16 protein-coding genes are annotated in these 21,063 nt (G+C 45.3%); 3 read left to right on the top strand and 13 right to left on the bottom strand.

The features are described from left to right. Positions 1–17 precede the first annotated feature (17 nt). Positions 18–5,771, top strand: a complete 5,754-nt coding sequence (locus LEPBO_RS0119405) for an alpha-2-macroglobulin family protein (RefSeq protein ID WP_017289233.1) — start codon at positions 18–20, stop codon at positions 5,769–5,771. Between the two features lie 359 nt (positions 5,772–6,130). Next, positions 6,131–6,517 carry a hypothetical protein gene (locus tag LEPBO_RS0119400; protein WP_017289232.1) on the top strand — a complete coding sequence of 129 codons (387 nt, stop codon included), beginning with the start codon at positions 6,131–6,133 and terminating at the stop codon, positions 6,515–6,517. On the opposite strand, the gene LEPBO_RS0119395 is transcribed toward LEPBO_RS0119400, so the two are convergent. From LEPBO_RS0119395 to LEPBO_RS0119370, 6 genes are all read right to left on the bottom strand, one after another. Next, complete coding sequence (locus LEPBO_RS0119395) at positions 6,509–7,609, bottom strand: saccharopine dehydrogenase family protein (protein WP_017289231.1); 1,101 nt, start codon at positions 7,607–7,609, stop codon at positions 6,509–6,511. The two genes, LEPBO_RS0119400 and LEPBO_RS0119395, sit on opposite strands and share 9 nt — an antisense overlap. A 204-nt stretch (positions 7,610–7,813) precedes the next feature. Then, positions 7,814–9,016 carry a glycosyltransferase family 4 protein gene (locus tag LEPBO_RS0119390; RefSeq protein ID WP_017289230.1) on the bottom strand — a complete coding sequence of 401 codons (1,203 nt, stop codon included), beginning with the start codon at positions 9,014–9,016 and terminating at the stop codon, positions 7,814–7,816. Continuing rightward, positions 9,013–10,125 (bottom strand): glycosyltransferase, encoded by a 1,113-nt coding sequence (locus LEPBO_RS0119385; RefSeq protein ID WP_017289229.1) that lies wholly within the window; start codon positions 10,123–10,125, stop codon positions 9,013–9,015. Before LEPBO_RS0119385 ends, LEPBO_RS0119390 begins: the two co-directional genes overlap by 4 nt. A gap of 4 nt (positions 10,126–10,129) precedes the next feature. Further along, complete coding sequence (locus LEPBO_RS0119380) at positions 10,130–11,053, bottom strand: FkbM family methyltransferase (protein ID WP_172410458.1); 924 nt, start codon at positions 11,051–11,053, stop codon at positions 10,130–10,132. Beyond that, positions 11,046–11,315: a class I SAM-dependent methyltransferase gene (locus LEPBO_RS0119375; RefSeq protein ID WP_017289227.1), complete on the bottom strand. Its 270-nt coding sequence runs from the start codon at positions 11,313–11,315 to the stop codon at positions 11,046–11,048. The genes LEPBO_RS0119380 and LEPBO_RS0119375 overlap by 8 nt, the downstream gene beginning before the upstream one ends. A gap of 8 nt (positions 11,316–11,323) precedes the next feature. After that, the gene (locus LEPBO_RS0119370) at positions 11,324–12,493 is read right to left on the bottom strand and encodes a glycosyltransferase family 4 protein (RefSeq protein ID WP_017289226.1); all 1,170 of its coding nucleotides are present in this window, start codon (positions 12,491–12,493) and stop codon (positions 11,324–11,326) included. Positions 12,494–12,632: 139 nt separating this feature from the next. Here LEPBO_RS0119370 and LEPBO_RS0119365 point away from each other — a divergent pair, with 139 nt between their 5' ends. Beyond that, on the top strand, positions 12,633–13,685 hold the full coding sequence (locus tag LEPBO_RS0119365; protein ID WP_017289225.1) for a hypothetical protein: 1,053 nt from the start codon (positions 12,633–12,635) through the stop codon (positions 13,683–13,685). Here LEPBO_RS0119365 and LEPBO_RS0119360 read toward each other — a convergent pair. The 7 genes from LEPBO_RS0119360 to LEPBO_RS0119330 form a co-directional block, all read right to left on the bottom strand. After that, the gene (locus tag LEPBO_RS0119360) at positions 13,675–14,937 is read right to left on the bottom strand and encodes an ABC transporter ATP-binding protein (RefSeq protein WP_017289224.1); all 1,263 of its coding nucleotides are present in this window, start codon (positions 14,935–14,937) and stop codon (positions 13,675–13,677) included. The genes LEPBO_RS0119365 and LEPBO_RS0119360 overlap by 11 nt on opposite strands. Before the next feature lie 40 nt (positions 14,938–14,977). Then, positions 14,978–15,802 (bottom strand): ABC transporter permease, encoded by an 825-nt coding sequence (locus LEPBO_RS0119355; RefSeq protein WP_017289223.1) that lies wholly within the window; start codon positions 15,800–15,802, stop codon positions 14,978–14,980. 116 nt (positions 15,803–15,918) lie between these two features. Next, positions 15,919–16,506, bottom strand: a complete 588-nt coding sequence (locus tag LEPBO_RS0119350) for an acyltransferase (protein WP_017289222.1) — start codon at positions 16,504–16,506, stop codon at positions 15,919–15,921. 199 nt (positions 16,507–16,705) lie between these two features. Continuing rightward, positions 16,706–17,872 carry a glycosyltransferase family 4 protein gene (locus LEPBO_RS0119345; protein ID WP_017289221.1) on the bottom strand — a complete coding sequence of 389 codons (1,167 nt, stop codon included), beginning with the start codon at positions 17,870–17,872 and terminating at the stop codon, positions 16,706–16,708. Next, complete coding sequence (locus tag LEPBO_RS0119340; protein WP_017289220.1) at positions 17,869–18,804, bottom strand: FkbM family methyltransferase; 936 nt, start codon at positions 18,802–18,804, stop codon at positions 17,869–17,871. The genes LEPBO_RS0119345 and LEPBO_RS0119340 overlap by 4 nt, the downstream gene beginning before the upstream one ends. Positions 18,805–18,809: 5 nt before the next feature. Continuing rightward, positions 18,810–19,865 (bottom strand): glycosyltransferase, encoded by a 1,056-nt coding sequence (locus LEPBO_RS0119335; protein ID WP_017289219.1) that lies wholly within the window; start codon positions 19,863–19,865, stop codon positions 18,810–18,812. Between the two features lie 17 nt (positions 19,866–19,882). Beyond that, the gene (locus tag LEPBO_RS0119330; protein ID WP_051077876.1) at positions 19,883–21,058 is read right to left on the bottom strand and encodes a glycosyltransferase family 4 protein; all 1,176 of its coding nucleotides are present in this window, start codon (positions 21,056–21,058) and stop codon (positions 19,883–19,885) included. Positions 21,059–21,063: the final 5 nt, after the last annotated feature.

Raw genomic sequence — 21,063 nt, 5'->3', positions numbered from 1 at the left:
TGTGTGAGGGGTAGACAATGACCGTTCGCAGGCTTTTGACGACTTGGAAATATTTTTTGTTGGGGCTGATACTCGTTTTAGGAATAACAGCTTGTAATCGATTGAACTTGGTCACGCAAGCACAACCGCTTTCGACAGTAGAAGCATTACCCACACCCAAACTTCCAGATTGGATTGAGCAAATTAGCCCCACAGGTGCAACCAATCTGCTTTCACAGATTCGGATTCGGTTCAAAGAGCCATTAATCCCGATCGAGAGTTTAGAAAGTTCTGATCAAAGAGACATCTTGAATCGCTTTGAACTCACACCGACACTTCCCGGTCGGTTTCGGTTTCTCACACCGAAGATGATTGGCTTTCAAGCAGATGCAGCGTTACCAACTGCAACAAGAGTGAGAGTAACCCTGAAAGCAGGACTTACAGATCTAAAGCAACACAAGCTCAATCAAGATTTTGCTTGGACATTTAACACACCTGCGATTCAACTCACAGATTTACCTAAATTACCAAGCGATTCATCAACACCAATCGAACCCATCACACTCAACCCAAACTTAGAAATCACCTCAAACACAGAGTTAGCTCCAGAATCGGTTAAAGCAGTCCTGATACCTGAAAGTAGCCAGCAAAGAATACCACTTAAAATCGAACTGAAAAAAGAACAATCCCAAGAACAAGAAACAGATCAATCCTTCGAGAATCCGCAAGAAAAATTCAATTCTGCGATGCGAGATTGGATTTATGTTTTATCTCCTCAGCAAGCCTTAGAGAAAGCAAAGCGCTATCGACTTGAACTTGCGCCCGGAATTCTTCCCCGTCAAGGCAATCTCGCGACAACTACTCCTTTTACAGGAGCGGTAATGACCTATGCGCCTTTAGCATTCCAGGGAATTGAGTATAGCGATCGACCAAATGAAGGAGGAGCCTTTGGACGGTTTGTGCAAGGATTTGCTCAACTCAAGTTCAATAATGCTTTAGTGGCAGAAACAGTAGCAAAAAATGTCACTATCCAGCCATCTCCAAAAGAATCTGCACGTTGGCTCAGAGCCTATGATAACGAGCGTGTCATCAGCCTGAATCCTTGGGCACTCGCACCCCAGACAACCTATCAAATTACGATCGGTGCTGGTCTAAAAGACAAGTTTGGACAAACGCTAGAGAAACCTGTCACGGTAGAGTACAAAACTGGAGAAGTAGCAGCAGATTTTTGGGCACCCTCTGGCCTCAATATTTTTCCTGTAACCAAGAGTGTGCAACTCAACTTATCAGCCGTCAATCTCCCAACTTCCCAATACAAGGCTGCTTATCGAGTCGTACAGCCCACAGACTTGGTTTACACCGATTCTGCTGAGCCGCAAGGAAACGGAAAAGATCTCCTGTCAAAATCTGATACTTGGAAATCGTTTAAGATTCCAGTCCAAAAGAAAAATCAATCGACTGAGATTGCGATTCCACTCCGCGAGAAGCTTGGAAGTAAGACGGGAATGCTCGCCTATGGCGTACAAGCCCAGACCTACCAATACATCGAGAAAGACAATGAGAAATGGCGTGAACCCACGTTTTATGGATTAGTACAACTGACGAATCTGGGCGTCTTTGCTCAGTGGTTTCCCGACTCAGGAGTGGTTCGAGTGCATCATCTATCTGATGGTTCCCCGGTGAATGGCGCGAAGATTGAGATTTATCGATCGCAGTTAAGCGCAAAATCTAGACCCGAACCTCAACCTTGTGCAACCGGAACAAGCGATCGCGCTGGAACTCTCATACTCAACTCTCAAGCGATTCAAGCTTGCGTTCCCGGTAACAAAGATAGTTTTGCGGAACCTCCCGAACTCTTGACCATCGTGCGTGAAGGACAAGACTGGGCATTTTCTCGTGCGCTCAAGTGGAGTGGGAGCTATGGCTATGGCATCTATACCGGATGGGATAGCAATCAACCAGAATCACGCGGTACGATTTTCTCCGATCGACAACTCTATCAACCCGGTGAAAAAGCTTGGTTCACAGGCATTGCAACTTATCTGAAAAATGGTGTCCTTCAACAGGATAAGAATATTCGCTACACCGTTAATCTGATTGATCCCCAAGGAAATAAGACAACATTAGGGACACAAACGACGAATGAGTTTGGTACTTTTTCTCTAGAAGTCCCGATCGCCTCGAATCAAGCATTAGGGAACTATACAATTCAAGCAAAAGGGACAACAGGAGCCGAGATTTCCGGTGAGTTTCGGGCTGCAGAATTTAAACCCTTGAATTTCAAAGTCGATCTATCGCTCGATAAAGAGTTTGCGAAGGCAGGTGAAACCATCAACGCTCAAGCTCAAAGCAACTATCTGTTTGGTCCAGCGGTAGAAGGGGGGCAGGTAGAATACTATGCAACTCGCCAGAAGGCAGAGTTTTCTCCCAAAGGCTGGGAAGAATTTTCATTCGGACGGAAATGGTTTTATCCAGAAACAGAACCCACGATCCAAAGCGATGTCTTACAGAACAAAACTGCGCTAGACGCCCAAGGAAAAGGACAACAATCGGTCACAGTTGCATCGAATTTACCCTATCCGATGACCTATCGCATTGATGCTCAAGTGACGGATGTCTCAAATCTAGCGGTTGCGAATTCTAAAACCTTTACAGCATTGCCAAGCGATCGCTTAATTGGTCTTAAAAGTAATTTTGTGGCGGATGCTGGCAAGCCGTTTAATATCCAAGTGATTGTTACTGATCCGAAAGGAAGTGCGATCGCGGGACAATCCGTGAAACTGGAACTCCAACAGATGATTTTTAGCAGCGTGACTCAGGTCATTGAGGGAAGCCAAACGCCGAAAGATCAAGTGGAGTATAAAACTGTCGGTCAAGCAGAACTCCGATCAGAAAATTCAGCGCAAACGGCTACATTAACACCGCCAGAATCAGGCTCTTATCGCATTCGAGCAAACTTTACAAACGCGAAAGATGATTTAACCGCAACGGATTCACAAATTTGGGTCACAGGAGAGAATCCAGTCATTTGGGGTGGACGCTACAGCAATAATCGTCTCGAATTGCAACTGGATAAGAAATCCTATCGACCGGGTGAAACAGCAAATGTCGTGATTCAATCGCCCTATCCCGAAGCAGAATTATATTTTGCGGTTGTGCGTCACAACACAATCTACAAAACGGTCACAAAAGTCCAAGGCGGCGCACCCCAGATTCAATTCAAAGTCACGCCAGATATGATTCCCAATGCTGCGGTTGAGGCAGTTCTGATCCGGCAAGGCAAACCTGTTGAACAAGTTGAGCCAGGTCAGCTCGATAAACTTGTGCGGATTGGATTTACACCGTTTACGACCAATTTGGATGAACAGTATTTGAAAGTGCAAGTGACGCCACAACAAGCATCTATTCAACCGGGTGCAGAAGAAACAATTCAGCTAGAAGTGAAAAATACTCAAAGCAATCCGGTGCAAGGTCAATTCACGGTGATGGTTGTCAATGAAGCGGTGTTGCAACTCACCAACTATCGCCTACCCGATTTGGTTAAAACAGTCTATGCAGAACAAGCTATCTCAACTCGCTTTGCAGATAATCGCCCGGATGTTGTTCTAGAACCCTTAGCTTCCCCGATCGATAAAGGTTGGGGCTTCGGAGGTGGACTTTCCAGTGGAGTAGGTGACACACACATCCGCAAAAACTTCAAACCGTTAGCTTACTATAATGGCTCAGTCTTAACCGATGCGAATGGCAAAGCGATCGTGAAAGTCAAACTCCCCGATGACTTAACCACATGGCGAGTGATGGCAGTCGCGATCGATCAAAAAATGCACTATGGCAATCATGATGCAACCTTTATCACAACGAAACCCCTAATTGCGAATCCTGTGCTGCCCCAATTCGCGCGCGTGGGCGATCGATTAGACGCAGGAGTGGCTATCACAAACAACACTGGACAATCAGGTACGTTAACAATTAACGGAGCAGTGAGCGGATCACTGCAATTAACGGGAGATCGATCTGCGAATTTACAAACTCCAATCGAATCTGGAACAAAAGCTTATCGCTTTCCCATGACTGCAAACAATACTGGCACAGGAAAAGTCCAATTCCTAACTCAGTTGAACAATACATCAGATGCATTTGAAGTTCCGCTAGAAGTAAAACCACTAGAAATTACTGAGCAAGTCGTAGAAACTGGAACAACAGAACGGCAAGTACAAATACCAATCCAGATCGATCGCAATGTGGTCAATAGCACAGGCGGATTAGAAATTTCGCTTGCTAGTACGTTGATTCCTGAACTTAAAGCGCCTGCACGTCAAGTTTTTGATCAAGAGCAACTCCCATTTTTAGAATCAGCTGCTAGTCAGTTAGCGATCGCAGCCAATCTCCAAATTCTCTCCCGAACTTACGGACAAACATTTAATGAGTTCAATCCGCCGGAACAAGCAGCCCAAGCCCTAGAACACTTACAAGCGCTCCAACGTCCTGATGGTGGATTCGCCTTCTTTCCTGGCGCAGAACAATCTGATCCGTTTGTTTCACCCTATGTGGCACAAGCGCTCTCAAAAGCCGCAACTGCTAAGCTTCCGGTGAATACAACATTAGTCAGCAAACTAAAAACCTATTTGCAAAAGATCCTCGCAGATCCAGGGCAATATGAGTTTTGCACAGAACAACGTTGCAAAGACCAAATCAGACTACGATCGCTGATTGCACTTGCCGAACTTGGAGATCAACGCAATGATTTCTTAGCTGATTTATATGAACGTCGGAAGCAGTTTGACGATCTCGATCGCATTCAGTTAACTCGTTACCTCTCTCGCTTCCCAGACTGGCAAAAAGAAGCAGATATGCTGGTCAAACAAATTCAGAAAACCATCTATGAGACAGGACGAACTGCAACCGTAAATCTTCCTCAGAAGTGGCAATGGTTTAGTTCTCCAGTAACAGCCCAAGCAGAAGCCTTGCGGCTGATGATCGATCGCAAGAGTTCAGCAGAAACCCTAGATAAATTACTCTCTGCCTTACTGGCTCTGAGAGAAAATGGCACTTGGGGATGTAGTTACTACAATGCTCAAGCGCTCACCGCTTTAGCAGAATATAGCCAACGCTTACCCAAACCTCCCAACTTTAGCGCGATCGCGCAACTCGACGGAAAACCTCTACTCTCTCAAAAGTTTGCAGGATACAAACAACCGAGTGCGAATACAACGATCGCAATGTCAGACCTACCACGAGGGCAGCATAACTTACAAATTCAAAAATCTGGTCAAGGAACGCTCCACTATCTAACAGCATATCGTTATCGACTAGAAGGAAATCCCCCTGGACGATTCAATGGATTGCGAATCACAAGATCAATTCATCCTGCAAATAAGACAGAAACCTTAATGCAAATGGGATTGCAAACGATCGAAAAGCCTTGGCAGATAAAACCTGGACAAGTGTTAGATATTGAATTAGAAGTCATTACGGATCATCCCATTGATCATCTAGTGATTACAGATCCACTTCCCGCAGGCTTGGAAGCGATTGATACGAGTTTTCAAACCTCAACTCCTTATTTTCAGGCAAAAGCAGATAGTTGGGAGATTGACTACCAAACGATCTACCGAGATCGCATCATGGCTTATGGAAACCATCTTGAAGCGGGAGTTTACACACTGCATTACTTAGTCCGCTCAATAACCCCTGGAACCTTTGTTTATCCAGGAGCAGAAGCCCATTTGCAGTATGCACCAGAAGAATTTGGGCGGTCTGCATCGGCAATGGTGGCAATCCCAACTCAGTAACGTGGAAAGGACACTTTATCAAAAAATCGCATATTTGAGCGCACTTGAACAATTGTCTCTACGTTTATAACGACTTCTGCGTTTATAACGACTAACGTATCTTGCCTGAAAGCCAATCAGCACATCATGGCACAAAGCCAGTAATACGGTCATATTCCAACTTGGGACTATTTTTGGACTGACGACACAACCAGGTTCAAACCCGCATTATCGTTCAGTCCAATCCAGTACTTCAATTCAATTTAAAATGGCTCAATCCCTCTCTTAATTTGAGATTAAGCCATTTCGCTCCAATGTGAGTTGATTTTCATCCATCAGCTTCGATATCTTGGTCTAAAGCGTTTGTCCGGTGTAGAGAAATGTCGATCGATTTAATTGTCTTCAGCGTCACGATTGATCCAAGTGAGATCGCAGGAGCTTGTCTTTGGGCGTTGGCGCTGTATTTGGGATTTTCACCTGTCGGGGATTGGGTGATCGAACAGTTAAATCGTTGGTTTAACTATGCCGAACGATCGCTGTATTCGTCGATCGAGGAATTTGAACGAACGAGAGCAGCTAGAGAAGCTCAAAATGCTTTTTATGCATCAATTCTGAGCATTCTTCCTTTTTTGGGAGCAGGCGCGCTGTGTAACTTTGGCGTTGAAGCAGGTTTAGGCAAAAGTTGGGCAATTAGCGTCGGAATTTTAGCGTGTATGGGATGTGGAATTTACGAATTAGGTCGCCGCGATGGTCAAAAATCAGATTAATTCTTGATGAATTTCAATGCCTCGACGCTGCATTGCGCGATCGAACAATTCAGTAGACAACGCTTGCTCGATCGCCCAAACTCCTGGTTTTTTCAATTCACCAGAGAGCAGCATTTCTGCAACCGTTCCCGTCCCAATTCCTGCCGAAACCGCAGTATCCAAGTGCGTCAAGGTTGAAACACAGCGAGTCGGTTGACCGTTCTTTTCTCCGGTCACTTCCGATCGAATTGCCACCCCAATGCCACTAAAACGATCGCTCACATCGGTCATAAAATGGCTGACATAAGATAAAAATTCGATCACGGCTTTCGTTTGCAAAAGCTTCGGATGCCACCAGCGAGCCACGCTCCAAGTCAGATAGTTATAAAACTGGGGAACCGTGGCGAATTTTGTAACCACTGTTTTCACTGGGAACGTATCGGGAAGCGTAAATGCTTCTGGCATATCAAACCAGTAAACCCCGACTTTGCCGTATTTCGGGAAGTCGATTACTTCTCGATCGCTATAAGGCTTCACCGTTTTCCAATCGCCATCGATCCAAGCTTCAAACGGGCGCTGTAATCCAAGAAATGTCGTTCGCATCACCGTGACACCTGCACCCCCAGAACCTGCGACCACATAACTTAAATGAATTTTCTCTGCATGATCAAGCTGTTCAACATCACGCCGCACCATGCTATTAGAAATACCAGGGAAAATACCTGTGTTAATCACAGCCGTCACATCAGCAGATTCAGCATTGGCACGATACGCTAATGCCTTGCGCGTGAAAGAAGGATGATCACTGACATCAATATAGTTAACGCCTTCGTCAATGCAAATTTGCAAGACGCTGGCATCGCGATAATGAAACGGTCCGGCACAATGAACGACTAGATCGGCTTGCGAAACTGCCGCTCTCAGGTCTGAGGGAGCCGTTAAATCGATCGCTTTAAATTGAGCGCGATCGCCCAATTGCTGACAGATTGAGTTGCCTGTAACCAGATTGCGTCCAGCGATCGTAATGTTGGCTGAGGTATGCGCGATTAGGTCTTCGGCAACTTTACTCCCGATGCGCCCACTGCCACCGAGGATCAGAACTTGCTTGGTCATGAGGCTTCATAACATCTCCGCTTTTCATTGTAGGAGAGATGAGGCACGTCACGTCTCTGCTTTTGAGGGTAGAAGAAACGATTTGTTAGCGGCTATGAAATGCAGAGTTCTGGATAAGCCATCGATCGCTGAATAGGTCTTTCTTTGGCGCAAAAATTCATCCAAAAGACTTCTTAGAAATGATTTTGCAGAGTTTCATGAAATTTAGAAGATGCAAAGCGTTTGATTGAGTCCACCCCAGCGATCGTAAAGAGTCAGCAATTCATCTGCCATGCGATCGCGATTAAATTTCTCGATCGCAGTGCGTCTTGCATTTCGTCCTAGCTCTTGTCGCATCTGCGGATTCCGAATCAGTTGAATCAAAGCTTGTGCAAGTGCTTGAACGTCTCCAGGCGGAACTGCGATCGCATCTTCATAATTGTTGACCAATTCTGCGGCTCCTCCCGCATTTGCAACAATCACTGCTTTTCCAAATGCCATCGCTTCTGCAATCACTAAGCCGAAAGGCTCTGGTTGAGTACTTGCATGAACAACAATATCTAGGTTTTCATAGATAGAAACTGTATCTGGCTGAAATCCAACAAACTCAACAACCTGTTCTAGCCCTAGCTTTGCAACATTGGTCTGTAGTTCTTCTAGCGAAAACTGTGAGCCTTGGGTGCTGTAGATAGGCGCACCGACAATCTGAAATTGAATCGACATCCCTCGAATTTCCGACATCACTTGTGCAGCAGCTTTCAGAAAAATGTCATGCCCTTTCCAGCGTGCAAACGTCGCGACTAAACCAATCCGTAAAACCGGCGATCGCTTTCCTTCAATCCGAAAGTATTGATGATCAATCGCTGGATAAATCACTTCAATCGGGACTTGCATTAAAGCTTGAGCATCATTTTTCACGGCCTGAGAAAGCGCGATCGCTCCAGTTGCAGATCGATTCAACCTCTGAAGAACTTTCGCCATAATTGGGCGCGTGCTATAAAAATCTTGAATATGCCAGATCACTGGGCAATTTAGCTGGCCGAGTAATCCAAGTAAAGCATGAGCTTTAACTCCGTTTGAGTGAATCAGATCCGGTTGAATTCTGCGAATGAGTTGCTTTAATCTTTTTAAGTAGCTGAGAATAGCACTTAGCGATCGCATAATTTGTAAGAATGTTTTGGCTTTCTTAGCAAATCGGAATTCTCCTTTGAGATGGCTATCGCCAATCCGACTCATTACAGTAGGCATCGATAGACAAATCACTTGCACACCGAGCGCCTCTGCTGCCTCAATCAAAGCACCCGATGATCCGACAATTAAAGTAATCTCAGCATTCGGCTGCCGCGATCGCAAAGCCGCGATCGAACTCAGTAAAATTCGCTCTGCACCACCAATAAACCCAACTTGATTAAAGAACAGTAGTTTCATCGTGCTCCTAATTGTAAGTAAGCTTGAGTAATGGCTTTCGTGTGAGTTTGCCAAGAGTATCGGCTAGCTTGAGCGAGTCTCAATGACTTCTCTGGTGTTCGTTGCCCGACTAATACCGCATCTACCGTTTCTACCCAAGTAGCAATCTCACCGACTGGGCAATAAATGGCTGCTTCTCCCCCCACTTCTCGCAACACAGGTAAATCGCTGACAACTGCGATCGCACCACAAGCTAACGACTCAATCACAGGCAAGCCAAAGCCTTCTGCCTGACTAGTGACGAGAACAGCCGCAGAGCGACGATAAAGTGCAGCAATTTCATGAGTTGAAAGGTTATGAAACTGAATCAGACGAGAGCGAATCTCTAGACGATCGAGTTGTTCATTCTGCTCTGAAGTCCAGTCTCCGCCGACTTTGACTAATCGCAAATTGGGATGTCGATCGCGCAACTGTGCAAACACATCCAGCAAAACATCAATTCGCTTCCGAGGAATACAGCTTCCCACATGCAAAATGAACGGAAAGTCTGCTAGTTCTGGAAACAGCGATGGTGCTGTCTCAATTGGAGAAAACTCTAGAGAAATGCCATAAGAGGCTTGAATTAGACGATCAGGGTTGACTAACTGATAATGTTCAAGTTGCTGTCGAACCGAAGCCGTCGAATAGAAGACGATCGCTGCTTTTTGCAATCCATCTAAAATCCGCTGAGACATTGCCCGGTACCAACCGGGTCGAGGTTCCTGTCCTGGTTCAATCAACGATCGAAATGCATCAATATCATGACAATACACTCCTGTTCGCTCTGCGGGAAGTTCGTGCACTAACTGAGCATAGCTATGATCACACACATGAAAAATATCAAATTGCGATGCTAGCCTTTTCACATAGTTTGGATAATCCCAAAAGCGATTCAGTAAGCGATCGCTATTAAAGGCAACTTTTCGACCTCTTAACTTCGGGAGACGAGCCACTCGATGATGAAAAGGAGGACGGATCGGATCAAGTTGCCATCTGCGATCCATACGCCAATGGCTCAACAGCATTTGAGCACAGAGATCCATACTGTGCCATTGTTCTTCGGGATAGTCACAGAGTAAAGCAGCACGCATGAATTTAACCTTTTACTCCCAACTTTGCTAAAGTCTCCACACTTGTCTCTGCTGGAATCAGTAAAACATCTTGCAAAGTGGGTGTGATAGTTTGGACGGGAATAAAACAATCTCGCCCGATTTGCTGATAGAAGTGATAGTTCCAAGACGAGAAAAATTCTGCAACATCTAGGAAAGAGTAGCCAAACTGCTGACACCAGTCAGGGTTAAACTCACCATAGATAATCGGGCGATGAGTCGCTAGAAATTTTTGTCCGCCTCTGAGAAACTCAAGTTCGGCTCCCTCAATATCTACCTTGATGAAATCGCAGGCAGTAATATTGTGCGTCCGCGCAAGTGCATCTAAGGTTGTGATTGGGGCTGAACAATTAGATTCAACAACCGTTGCTGTATTGCCTTGACACAGAACAGCATTTCCTGTTGTTGAGAGTTCATCTGTCCCTTTACTCAGGTGAAGTTGAATCCATCCAGTTTCATTGCCCAATGCAGTTTGGAGTGGGAAGACTGTTTCTTCTAGATGATTGAGTTGAATGTTATAGACTAAACGATCGTAGTTTGGGGACACAGGTTCAATTGCCCAAAGCTTACCGCCTAATGTCTTCAGTTTTCGACCTAAGGAAATTGAGTAAAAGCCAACATTCGCACCAACATCTAAAACAACGCTATCTGGCTGCAAAATTGAAGCAAAACGTTTTAGCAGCCCTCCGTCATAATCTCCGGCAAAAAAAGATCTTTGTTCGGTAAAGCTTCTCAAATCGATGCGCATTAAACTTCCATCTCGAAGCTTAACTTCAACCAGACAATCCTGCTCATTCTGATAGTCCGTCAGCAATGGAATGAGGACTGGAGCCAAACGATATTTTCCTCGAAAGTAAGGTAAAGCTCTAAGCGGTGCCGCAATTGAATTACGAACAATAGACCTAAGCATTTTCAGCATCCTCTCGACTCTCAACAGTATCTACTTTTTGCAGTACAACACAGATCCGGTAAGAAGCTTGACCATAATCATGATGCAGATCAATTCCAGGTAGTTGACGTTGTGCGATCGCAAGTGCGGTTTCATTAATTTCAACCCCTGCAAGCTTCAATCTCGGCATTGCTTGCTGACAGGTTTTGAGAAAAGCACCAACATTACAGCCTACATCTAAGAGCGATAGACTTTCCGGGCGAATCCAAGTGGTTGCTTGCATCGGTTTGATTAGTAAAGTGACATCAGCGAATTACTTCTTTCTAAAATCGAGTCGAAAAACTCTAAATGTTGTCGTGCAACGACTGACCAGCTATAGGTCGAATGTGCCCTATCGAGTCCTTTTTTTGAGAAGACATTTCTTTGGTCTGGATCATTCAACAACATCGAGATTGCCTGTACCCAAGCTGTCTGATCCTTTTCTTTAACAACAATCCCAGCATCGCCAATCACATAAGGAATTTCTCCACTATCACTGCCAATTACCGGGATTCCAGTAGCAAATGCTTCAATTAACATTCTGCCAAATTGCTCACGCCAGCTTTTTGTCGTCTGGCTTGGCGCGCAAAGCAGATCCATCGCATTCAGATAGTGCGGAACTTGATCATGTCTCACGGTCGTACAGACACGCACTCGATCGCCATAACGCGCACCCCAAGATCGTAAATCCGCTTCCATTCCTCCCGTCCCAACAAACAGAGCACGCCAAGGTTGCGAAATTTGATCGAGCGATCGCATCATTAGCTCTAGCCCTTTCTCAGGTACAAACCGCCCTAAAAAACCAATCACAGGCACATCTCCTGTGTCCCATTCCAACTGCTGTCGAACCTTCTGCCTTGCAGCAAGATCGGGTGCAAATAGCTCCACATCAACGCCATGCGGAATATGTCGAGTTGGCAGATCATAGTGACGACGCTGCTTTAGTGTATTTGCGACGGTCTGACCTGCATAAATCCAAGCTGCCGCACGTTGCATCGAATAGGTTTCAATCCAATTGAACGGGGGTGGATAAGACTTTGGATTGTTCTGGCAGGTGAAATAGACAAGTGGCGTTTTAGGCTGAGTCCATCGTGCAACCTGCCCTCCTGACACCACATAAGGCTCTTGCCAGCAATGAACTAGATCCCACTTTTGCTGAAGAATTTCTCGGAGGCGATCGTGATACATCATCACATGGGTTGACTGTTGCCAACGCATCGAAACTCCCTCTAGCACGCAGCGATCGTCTTGATCTTGCCGAAGTTGTAAAGGTCTTAAATCGCCTTTTAATGCCAGAGGTGAAACGATCGTAATATCCCAGTCTGATCCACTAATGCGCGCCATCTCATTGGCGAGGCGGCGATTGAGCGGAACAATGTAGGAATGTCCAATGGTCAGGAGTTTACGAGAAGAAAACTGCATTCACTTGCAAAATTTAAGGTAAAACTAAGGCTCGTCGATCGCTGGTTTAATCACACTGAACTATCTAATTTTTATGCAATTCTACCCACCGTAGAAACACTCAATCTAAATTCTAATTCTGCAAAATCACAGCAATTTTATGCAAACTCTCAAGGAAATAATCACGATCGTGCCGAAGTTGCCGCCAGAGATCGATGGATTAGGAGACTATGGTTTTCGGCTGGCTCAACAGCTTTTCGCGGATTATGGAGTACGAACTCGCTTTATCGTAGGCGATCCAAATTGGAGCAGTAATACGCTTTCCCACTCTTCAACGGTTTCAGTAAGATCACCGCAAGCCCTATCCGCATTATTACCTCCTCTAGATCAGGTCGTTTTTCTCCACTATGCAGGACATGGGTATGCGAAACGAGGCTGCCCATTTTGGTTAGTTCAAGCGCTCACAGAGTGGTGCAAGATGGGCGGACGCTTGATAACAATGTTTCACGAACTCTATGCCACGCGTCCACTTCTAAGTAGTGCATTACTAACATCACCTCTACAAAAGAAATTAGCGATTCAGTTGATGCAGATCAGCGATCGGGTTTTCACAAATCGCCAATGCTACGCTGAAAAGATTCAAATGTTCAGCCATCATCGAGAGGTTACAACGCTCCCTGTTTTCTCCAATATTGGAGAGATTACCCATCCGATACCGTTGCAAGCGAGATCGCGAGAATTAGTGATCTTCGGCAGTTCCAGTACGCGCCAGCGAATTTATCAGCAGACATCACTGCTCAAGCGAATCTGCCAAAGCCTAGAAGTTCGGACGATTCTGGATATTGGAGCGGATATCAAACTCAAATCTGATTTGCCGATTCGTCAACTCGGAATTCAACCCGCAGAACAGATTAGTCAGATTTTGAGTCGTGCGAGCGCAGCAGTAGTAGACTATCCAATGGATTCCTTAGCAAAATCAGGTATCTTCGCGAGTTATTGTTCGCATGGTCTTTTACCGATTGTTATCTCATCTCGCTTGCATAATCAAGACGGGCTTGAAATGAATCGTCATTACTGGCTAGCAAATTGTAAGTTAGATCTCAATCAGGCACAAGCGATCGCAACAGCAGCATATACCTGGTATCAAACTCATTCTCTGCAAGTTCAAGCTCAATCGATCGCTCAATCCTTAGAATTATTTATCAAACTCTAGCAACGGCTAAGTGCTGCCAATGCGATCGCAACTGCACGCCCCCTGAATCCCGGAGCAGAATATTTGGAGTCTGTAAACCTGGCAAAACCTCTATCTGCCAGCATCCAGGTAAATAGTCCAAGATTCTGCCAGACTCCAACCGAGCAACCAGATCAATCAGATAGCGACCTGGCTGAAGAGGAAGGTTTTCTAACTGCATTTGAATTGTGCCAGTATCTCGTGAGAAGTTCCAGAAACGACCAGACACTTCACTATCGAGAGTCATCAGTCGAGTTCCTGCAAGTGAATTGAAGCCGATTCCAAATGCAACTTCCTGAATGGGTCGGTAGGCTTCGTACTCAAGTTGAATCGTCAACGTCTCTCCATACAAAATCTCTCGACCCTGATTGAAGGTTATGGCTAACAGTCGCAGTTTATCTTCGGCACAATACTTTCGCTCTGCTGTGCGAAGATTAATAACTGGATTGGTAGACTGAAACGTAGAGCCTAAGTATTGGTCAGCCACGGTGCGAATTGAGCCAGATAGGACAATCTGCCCATCTCTAAGCCAAATGGCTTGATTACAAAGGTTCTGCATCACAGCAATGTTATGGCTGACAAATAAAACAGTTCTGCCTTCTTCTGCAACTGTATCCATCTTGGTTAAGCACTTCTTTTGAAACTGTGCATCTCCAACTGCTAGCACTTCATCCACAATCAGAATTTCTGGTTCTAAGTGAGCAGCAACAGCAAATGCAAGCCGCACATACATTCCAGAGGAATACCGCTTGACAGGCGTATCTAAAAACTTCTCAATTTCTGCAAACGCAACGATTTCATCAAACTTGCGTTGAATCTCGGCTTTACTCATGCCGAGAATCGCGCCGTTGAGAAAGATATTTTCACGTCCTGTCAGTTCAGGATGAAATCCAGTTCCAACTTCTAATAAGCTCGCAACTCGTCCCCGCAGGCGGATCTTTCCGGTTGTCGGTCGCGTAATTCGACTCAGGATCTTCAGTAAAGTAGATTTTCCAGCCCCGTTGCGACCAATGATGCCAACACGATCGCCTTGTTGAATTTCAAATGACACATCTTGCAGTGCCCAAAATTCCTCGCGATCGCGAGAAGATTGAGACAATCGGGTCAAAGGATTGAACACTGAGCGCGCACGCTTGACGAGTACGTCTCGCAACGCCACATAGTGCTCTCCTTTCTGATGCCGCAGCATATATTTCTTACCGAGATTTTCAACTCGAATTGCTGGGCTAGACATGCATCAAACTCCTTTTCATCAATTCTCAACGTCTAGAAAACTAAATGATATCTGCGAAGGATTCTTCCATCTTGCGGAAATAGCGGATTCCGCTAATCAGCAGCAGCAGCACCAAGGTTAGAGATGTGATAAATCCAGGTAAATGCAGTGTTGCATTTTCACCCAAAATCGCCCAGCGAAATCCATCTATCACGCCGACCATCGGATTGAGTGAATAGAGCCAGCGCCATTGTTCTGGGACAATATTACTGCTAAATCCCACAGGCGACACATACAATCCAAATTGAACGATAAAAGGAACAATATATCGAAAATCTCGGTACTTCACATTCAATGCTGCTAGCCATAACCCTGCACCAATCGCAGCAGCAAAAGCAATGAGAATAAAAGCCGGAAGGGTCAGAATCCGCCAGTTGGGCACAAAGTTATACCATGCCATTAATCCGAGTAAGACCATTCCGGAAATCAGGAAGTCTACAAAGCTGACAATTACACTACTCATCGGAACAAGCAGCCTAGGAAAGTAGACTTTGGAGAGCAGATTTGAATTGGCAGTTAAGCTATTGCTAGAGTCGCTTAGAGCATTAGAGAAGAACTGCCAGGGCAGCATTGCAGAGAACACAAGAATCGGATAGGGCACACCTTGAGCGGGAAGTTTTGCTAATCCACCAAAGATCACTGAGAAGACGATCATGGTTAACAAGGGACGTAACAGCGCCCAAGCAATGCCGATCGCAGTCTGTTTATACCGGACTAAAATATCTCGCCAAGCTAAGAAATACAGGAGTTCACGGTACTTCCACAAATCTCTCCAATATTGTCGATCGATGCGCCCCGCTTCCAGCGTTAACTCTTCTAAGTGCATTTCTGTTGATTCCTGATTTAGAGCAAGTTATATTTTCAGCAGGATTACGGACTGAGATGACTGAATCATTCAATCAGCGAGTTCGTATAAAATCGCCTGTAGAATTACTAGATTATTCAGTTAAATAATCGATTGTAGTGAATCGTATAGCTTAATTCGGTTGAGCGAGTTCCAATCGGCTTTGCTGGAATGCCCCCAACGATCGTAAAAGCTGGAACATTGCGCGTCACAACAGCACCAGCGGCAACAGCACACCCTTCGCCTAACGTTACGCCTGGCAGGATCATAGCGCGTGTCCCGATAAACACATAGTCTTCAATCACAACAGGGCGTACTTGTCCTAAGAATTCAGAGCACTGCAAGTTATGATCTGCGGTCAGAATACAAACCTCAGCAGAAATAGAGACATTTCTACCGATCGTGACTCCACCCCGTGTGTCGATACGACATTTCTGATTAATCACCGAATTATCGCCCATGATAAAACCATTTTTGGCATCAAAGCAGGTTCCTAAGAAAATAAAGCTCCCTTGCCCAATCCGGAATCTCAAAAAATGCCGATAGTAGAACAGCCGCAGATGATGAGAAGGGAGCTTATTAAGAATATGATTTGCAACATACAAAACTGCTTCTACTGCAATGTACTTCAACCCAATCAAGAACTTAAAGGCGGTTTTCTGAAAATCTGGGGCTAAAGCAACCATGATATTGGTAAAAGAAGAACACTTTCGGTTTAATACTGCATGAAAATTTGAACAGTATCTTTTTTTAGGATTTTAGAGTACGTTATATTTTCAGCAGGATTACGGACTGAGATGACTCATCATTCAATCAAGAAGTGCGTGTAAAATCGCCCGTGAGATTACGGCTTGCACCTTCTATATTGCAGTTCATTCCGTGAAACTACGAGCAATTGCTCAAGCCGAGAGGCTGATCTTTGCTCGATCTCATCACCTGTTCATAAAACTGCATCAATTTTTGCATATGATTTTGCAGCCCAAAGGATTGTTGTGCCATGCGCCGACCATTTTCGCCAAGTTGCTTTGCCAAAGCCCAATCAGTTGCTAGACGTTCTATATGATTAGCTAATCCTGCAATATCGTTTGGCTCAACAAGCAATCCTGTGACTCCATCCAAAACGCCTTCAGGAATGCCTCCAACCCGGCTGGCAATCGTCGCTCTCGCATTGAGCATCGCTTCATAAGCGACAAGTCCAGCAGGCTCGTGCCAAACCGATGGAAAAATTAAAGCTCTCGATCGCTGAATCAGTTGATAACTTGCTTCCATATTGAGCCAGCCATGCAAGGTGACTCGATCTGCTAAACCAAGCTGTTGAATCATCGTTTGCAAGGTTGCAGTTTGATTGCCAACTCCTGCAATATCGAGATGAACTGGCACGTTAACTTGTGCGAGCGCGCGAAGCAACCAAACTACTCCTTTTTCAGGAACTAAGCGCCCTAAAAACGCGAAGTGAGGAATTCCGATTTGAGGTGGCTCTTGAACATGCGCGACTTCTGTTGCACACACGTATAGTGTGTGAATTAAATGAGGTGGATAACCTTCGGCAATCATGTGTTCTGTGACAAACTCGCTATTCGTCAAAACTGGAATTTTTGCTAGAATTCGCTTCTCATTGCACAACGTCTGGAAGTTCTCCGCTAATCGGTGGGGACGGATACTTCCACAGTGATCAATCAGATGCCCCCACAAACACCCCTGCAAACTATAAGCGCGATCGCAAGGAGTTCCTTGTCGCTTTAAGTATTTACTTCCGCTTGGACAGTAAGCCTGATGTCCATGCATTGTTCTAATCGTCACAAAGTCTTCGGGAGGCGCAAGGCTCACACTAGCATGAAGATGTAAAAGCTCCACTCCTAGACGTTTTGCTTGTTCGTATAACGATGCTTCTGTCTCTGCTGCGATCGCTGAATTGTGGTCTGATGGACTTGTGTACTTAGAAAAGTAATAGACAGTATGACCAGCGGCTTGTTGTGCCCCTGCAATCCGTCTCAGATAGACCTCGACTCCCCCTTGACCTTCAAGATGATGAATGTAATGTCCAATAATCATCTCAAGCTCTCGAACTGTTCCAAAATTACCTTAGCCTGTTCAGCAGGCAAAATCAGAATGTCTTGATGTCTAGATTCAAGCTGGCTGAAATCTTGCACTTCTAGCTGAAATTTTCCGTGAGTCTGAGGGTGGATTGCGACTGCGATCGCATCTTCATACAGCAGTGCTTGTAAAGAGAGGTTGTGCTCCTTCAAAATTTGATCGGTCAGCGTTGAAAGCTCCATCAAAATCACAGGTCGATCGCGTTTGAGGGTTTCTGAAAGTCCTTGAAGTACGAAAGGTTCAAATCCTTCTACATCAATCTTGATTAGAGCAACTTCAGAAACTTCAAGCTCAGTCAAAACTTGATCACCTTTGCGAATCGGTAGAGCAATCGGAATATTCTGATTCCAAGATGCACCCGCTACGAAAGAACCTGTTCCCGTATTGTGAGAAGCAGGTTCGTAGTATGCTAGCTCGATTTCCTGTGCCCCTAGTCCAAAGGGGTGAATTTGCCAAGTGTGATCGGCGTAATTCTTCCATTTTGCAAGCAGTGATTGAAAAATTTTAGGATGTGGCTCAAAGCTATGAATCGAATCGACTTTGCCCAACATCAAATTAGAAGTAAAGCCGACGTTTGCACCAACATCAATAAAATGAACCGAACGGCGAAATTGAGCAAGGCAAGTTGCTATCGTAGTCAAAATTTGAGCATTTTGGGGTTCATAAGGCTGCGAAAAGAAGACTTGATAATCAATGCCAAATTTGAGATTACCTGAGTAAGGTTTGCCTTGCTCTAAGACAGTAAAATCATAGTCAAAAATTGCATCCTGCGGGACAGCCCAAAAGAGTAGATTACGCCCTCTCTTCACCCAGTAGCGAAAAAGATGGCTCACAGAATGCAAGATGCATTTCTCAACGGTGTTTGGAGTACGAGTAATCGCCAGTTGCATAGGAATTAGATGAGAGAGAGTAACGAAGATTTTTGTAAGCTTTTCAGCTGGTCGAGCAGTGCTTCCCAGTCTCCAGTTGGCACAATATAACCATTGATCCCTGGCTGGATATGTTCTTTCATGCCTGTGTCTTCTGTGACAATAGCTGGCACGCCACACGCGATCGCTTCCATTGGAGCATAGGAAAATCCATCTTCATACGAAGGATGAACATACACACTGGCACGCTGCAAATGAGGTAACGGATCACCGGGAGCAATCCGAATCCGACAGTCTCGTTTTTGCCAGGCTTCTAAATAGAGCCGCATACCCCGAGTCGTTGAGCCGCCGATTAAAATCAGTTCCGTATCACACCCTTGAAGGCGAGAAAAGGCTTCGAGCAGCACAGGAATTCCCTTCGCCACGCTCAGCGTTCCCGAATAGACAACCCGAAACTTTCCGTCGTTACAAGGTTGAGCAGGTGGCACAAATCGAGGATGGACAGAGAACTGTCGGATATTTAACTTAGATTCTGGCACGCCTGCTCTGAGAAACGACTCATAACTATAACTAGAGGCAACATGAATAATATCTGCTTCCTCATAAGCCTGCAGAATTTTTTGGCGATGTGCATCATTCAGCCAACTTGCTTCAATACCAAAATCTCGAATTGCTTTGAGATGTTGCCGAGCCACATTGTTGATATGACTGTTATCTGCTTGCAGTGCGAGAACGCGATATCCTAGCTGACGCGCGCGTTTAAAAGAATGAAAAGCTTGTCCAGCACACCCTGTCTCAAATTCATCTGCTGGGCGAAGTGAGGCAGCAACAGCGCGATCGAACCAATCATTAAAGTAATAATTAATCCAACCTGGACTAAACCGAAGCGGAGGACAACGAAACAAGAGTTTGCGGCGATTTGAGATTTCAACGGTTCTTCCAATGGCATCCTCTGCTTTCGGACGCGGAGTATAGTACTCGATCAAGCGATTCTGCGATCGCGCTTCTTCGACAATAAATGAGAAGTGTTGTCCCAGTCCTCCCACATCATAAGGAGCAGAGCAGGCTACCGTTTTTTTCATCGAAGTGTCCTCGGCTTTTATCGCATAGAATACTGAGTCTGAACCGTACTGGATGTCGGAGTTTCAACCGCATCAACAATCTGCTTTGCCATGTGATCCCATGTCTCCCGGTGCAATTGGGGGATAACTTGCGTATGCAGAATTTGCTGGTAGTAATTTTGATGACTTCGCCAATGATACAACTTATCAATTAGATGTGAAACATTGTTCGCATCGGTTAAAAGTAAATCTGTTAATCCTTGGGTATAGCGTTCTGCGACTCCAGCCGTTGCAGTCACAATTGCTGGAATTCCGCAGCATAGAGCTTCATGCACGCCTAATCCATAAGCTTCGTACCGTGTCGGTGCAATCAAGCAATCTGAAGCCCGTAATAGATCCGGTACATCAGAGCGAAAGCCGAGAAACTGAATGCGATCGCTCAATTGCTGATCTCGAACCCGCTGCCTCCAGCGCGGCAGTTCTGCACCTTGCCCAACGACGATCAAATCACTATCCCAAGTTGGGTCTTGGCACAACTGTTGCCAGGCTTGAAACAGAACATCAAAGCCTTTTCGTCGATCGCCTAATGCACCGATAAAAATAACGATCGAACGATTTAAAGGCAAATTGAGCTTTTGACGCAGGAATTTTACTTCTTCAACACCGGCAGCGTAGAACTTCGATGAATCAGATCCATAGTAAACTGGGCAAATTTTAGCGGGAGTTGCGAGCTTATACCGAATCAAATCAGAGACAGTTCGATGCGAATTTGCAATAATAATGCGGGCATTTTTCAAGTTGCGTTTTTCAGCTTGACAGTAAATTGGATGAGTCAACGCACACTTCAATCGCTGTACAAAGCTAGCTTGGGTGTTCGGCTGATAGGCAGCATGAACATAATGTACCCAGTTCACATCACTCCAACGGCAATTTCCACCATTGACTAAAACGCGCCCACCTTGGGCTGTGATGCGCTTTGCCCAGAATTGCCCAGCCGCATTGAGAAGAAACTCACCTAAAAAGTAAGACTTTGCAATTTTAGGAACCCGATGCCAGAAAACGTTTGGATAGTTTTGTAACTGGGAGTCAACTCGATGCGCGACAAGATGAACTTCAACCGATTGACGAGCTAAGTAATCGGCCAGAGCATAGTTGGCGCGATCCATTCCGCCTGTTTTTACAAAGTCGGCGGCAACGAGCAGAAAAGATTTCATGGTTG

Source organism: Leptolyngbya boryana PCC 6306 (assembly GCF_000353285.1).
In the GTDB taxonomy this organism is placed as follows: Bacteria; Cyanobacteriota; Cyanobacteriia; order Leptolyngbyales; family Leptolyngbyaceae; genus Leptolyngbya; species Leptolyngbya boryana.
The sequence above is the reverse complement of the archived record's forward strand: the minus strand, read 5'-3'. Positions and strand labels throughout refer to the sequence as shown.

Bases quoted from the DNA above. Each gene is read 5' to 3' on its own strand.
- LEPBO_RS0119335 (WP_017289219.1), bottom strand. From the start codon at position 19,865: ATGAAAAAAACGGTAGCCTGCTCTGCTCCTTATGATGTGGGAGGACTG.
- LEPBO_RS0119355 (WP_017289223.1), bottom strand. From the start codon at position 15,802: ATGCACTTAGAAGAGTTAACGCTGGAAGCGGGGCGCATCGATCGACAA.
- LEPBO_RS0119405 (WP_017289233.1), top strand. From the start codon at position 18: ATGACCGTTCGCAGGCTTTTGACGACTTGGAAATATTTTTTGTTGGGG.
- LEPBO_RS0119365 (WP_017289225.1), top strand. From the start codon at position 12,633: ATGCAAACTCTCAAGGAAATAATCACGATCGTGCCGAAGTTGCCGCCA.
- LEPBO_RS0119360 (WP_017289224.1), bottom strand. From the start codon at position 14,937: ATGTCTAGCCCAGCAATTCGAGTTGAAAATCTCGGTAAGAAATATATG.
- LEPBO_RS0119345 (WP_017289221.1), bottom strand. From the start codon at position 17,872: ATGATTATTGGACATTACATTCATCATCTTGAAGGTCAAGGGGGAGTC.
- LEPBO_RS0119380 (WP_172410458.1), bottom strand. From the start codon at position 11,053: ATGCTTAGGTCTATTGTTCGTAATTCAATTGCGGCACCGCTTAGAGCT.
- LEPBO_RS0119390 (WP_017289230.1), bottom strand. From the start codon at position 9,016: ATGAAACTACTGTTCTTTAATCAAGTTGGGTTTATTGGTGGTGCAGAG.
- LEPBO_RS0119400 (WP_017289232.1), top strand. From the start codon at position 6,131: ATGTCGATCGATTTAATTGTCTTCAGCGTCACGATTGATCCAAGTGAG.
- LEPBO_RS0119350 (WP_017289222.1), bottom strand. From the start codon at position 16,506: ATGGTTGCTTTAGCCCCAGATTTTCAGAAAACCGCCTTTAAGTTCTTG.
- LEPBO_RS0119330 (WP_051077876.1), bottom strand. From the start codon at position 21,058: ATGAAATCTTTTCTGCTCGTTGCCGCCGACTTTGTAAAAACAGGCGGA.
- LEPBO_RS0119395 (WP_017289231.1), bottom strand. From the start codon at position 7,609: ATGACCAAGCAAGTTCTGATCCTCGGTGGCAGTGGGCGCATCGGGAGT.
- LEPBO_RS0119340 (WP_017289220.1), bottom strand. From the start codon at position 18,804: ATGCAACTGGCGATTACTCGTACTCCAAACACCGTTGAGAAATGCATC.
- LEPBO_RS0119375 (WP_017289227.1), bottom strand. From the start codon at position 11,315: ATGCAAGCAACCACTTGGATTCGCCCGGAAAGTCTATCGCTCTTAGAT.
- LEPBO_RS0119370 (WP_017289226.1), bottom strand. From the start codon at position 12,493: ATGCAGTTTTCTTCTCGTAAACTCCTGACCATTGGACATTCCTACATT.
- LEPBO_RS0119385 (WP_017289229.1), bottom strand. From the start codon at position 10,125: ATGCGTGCTGCTTTACTCTGTGACTATCCCGAAGAACAATGGCACAGT.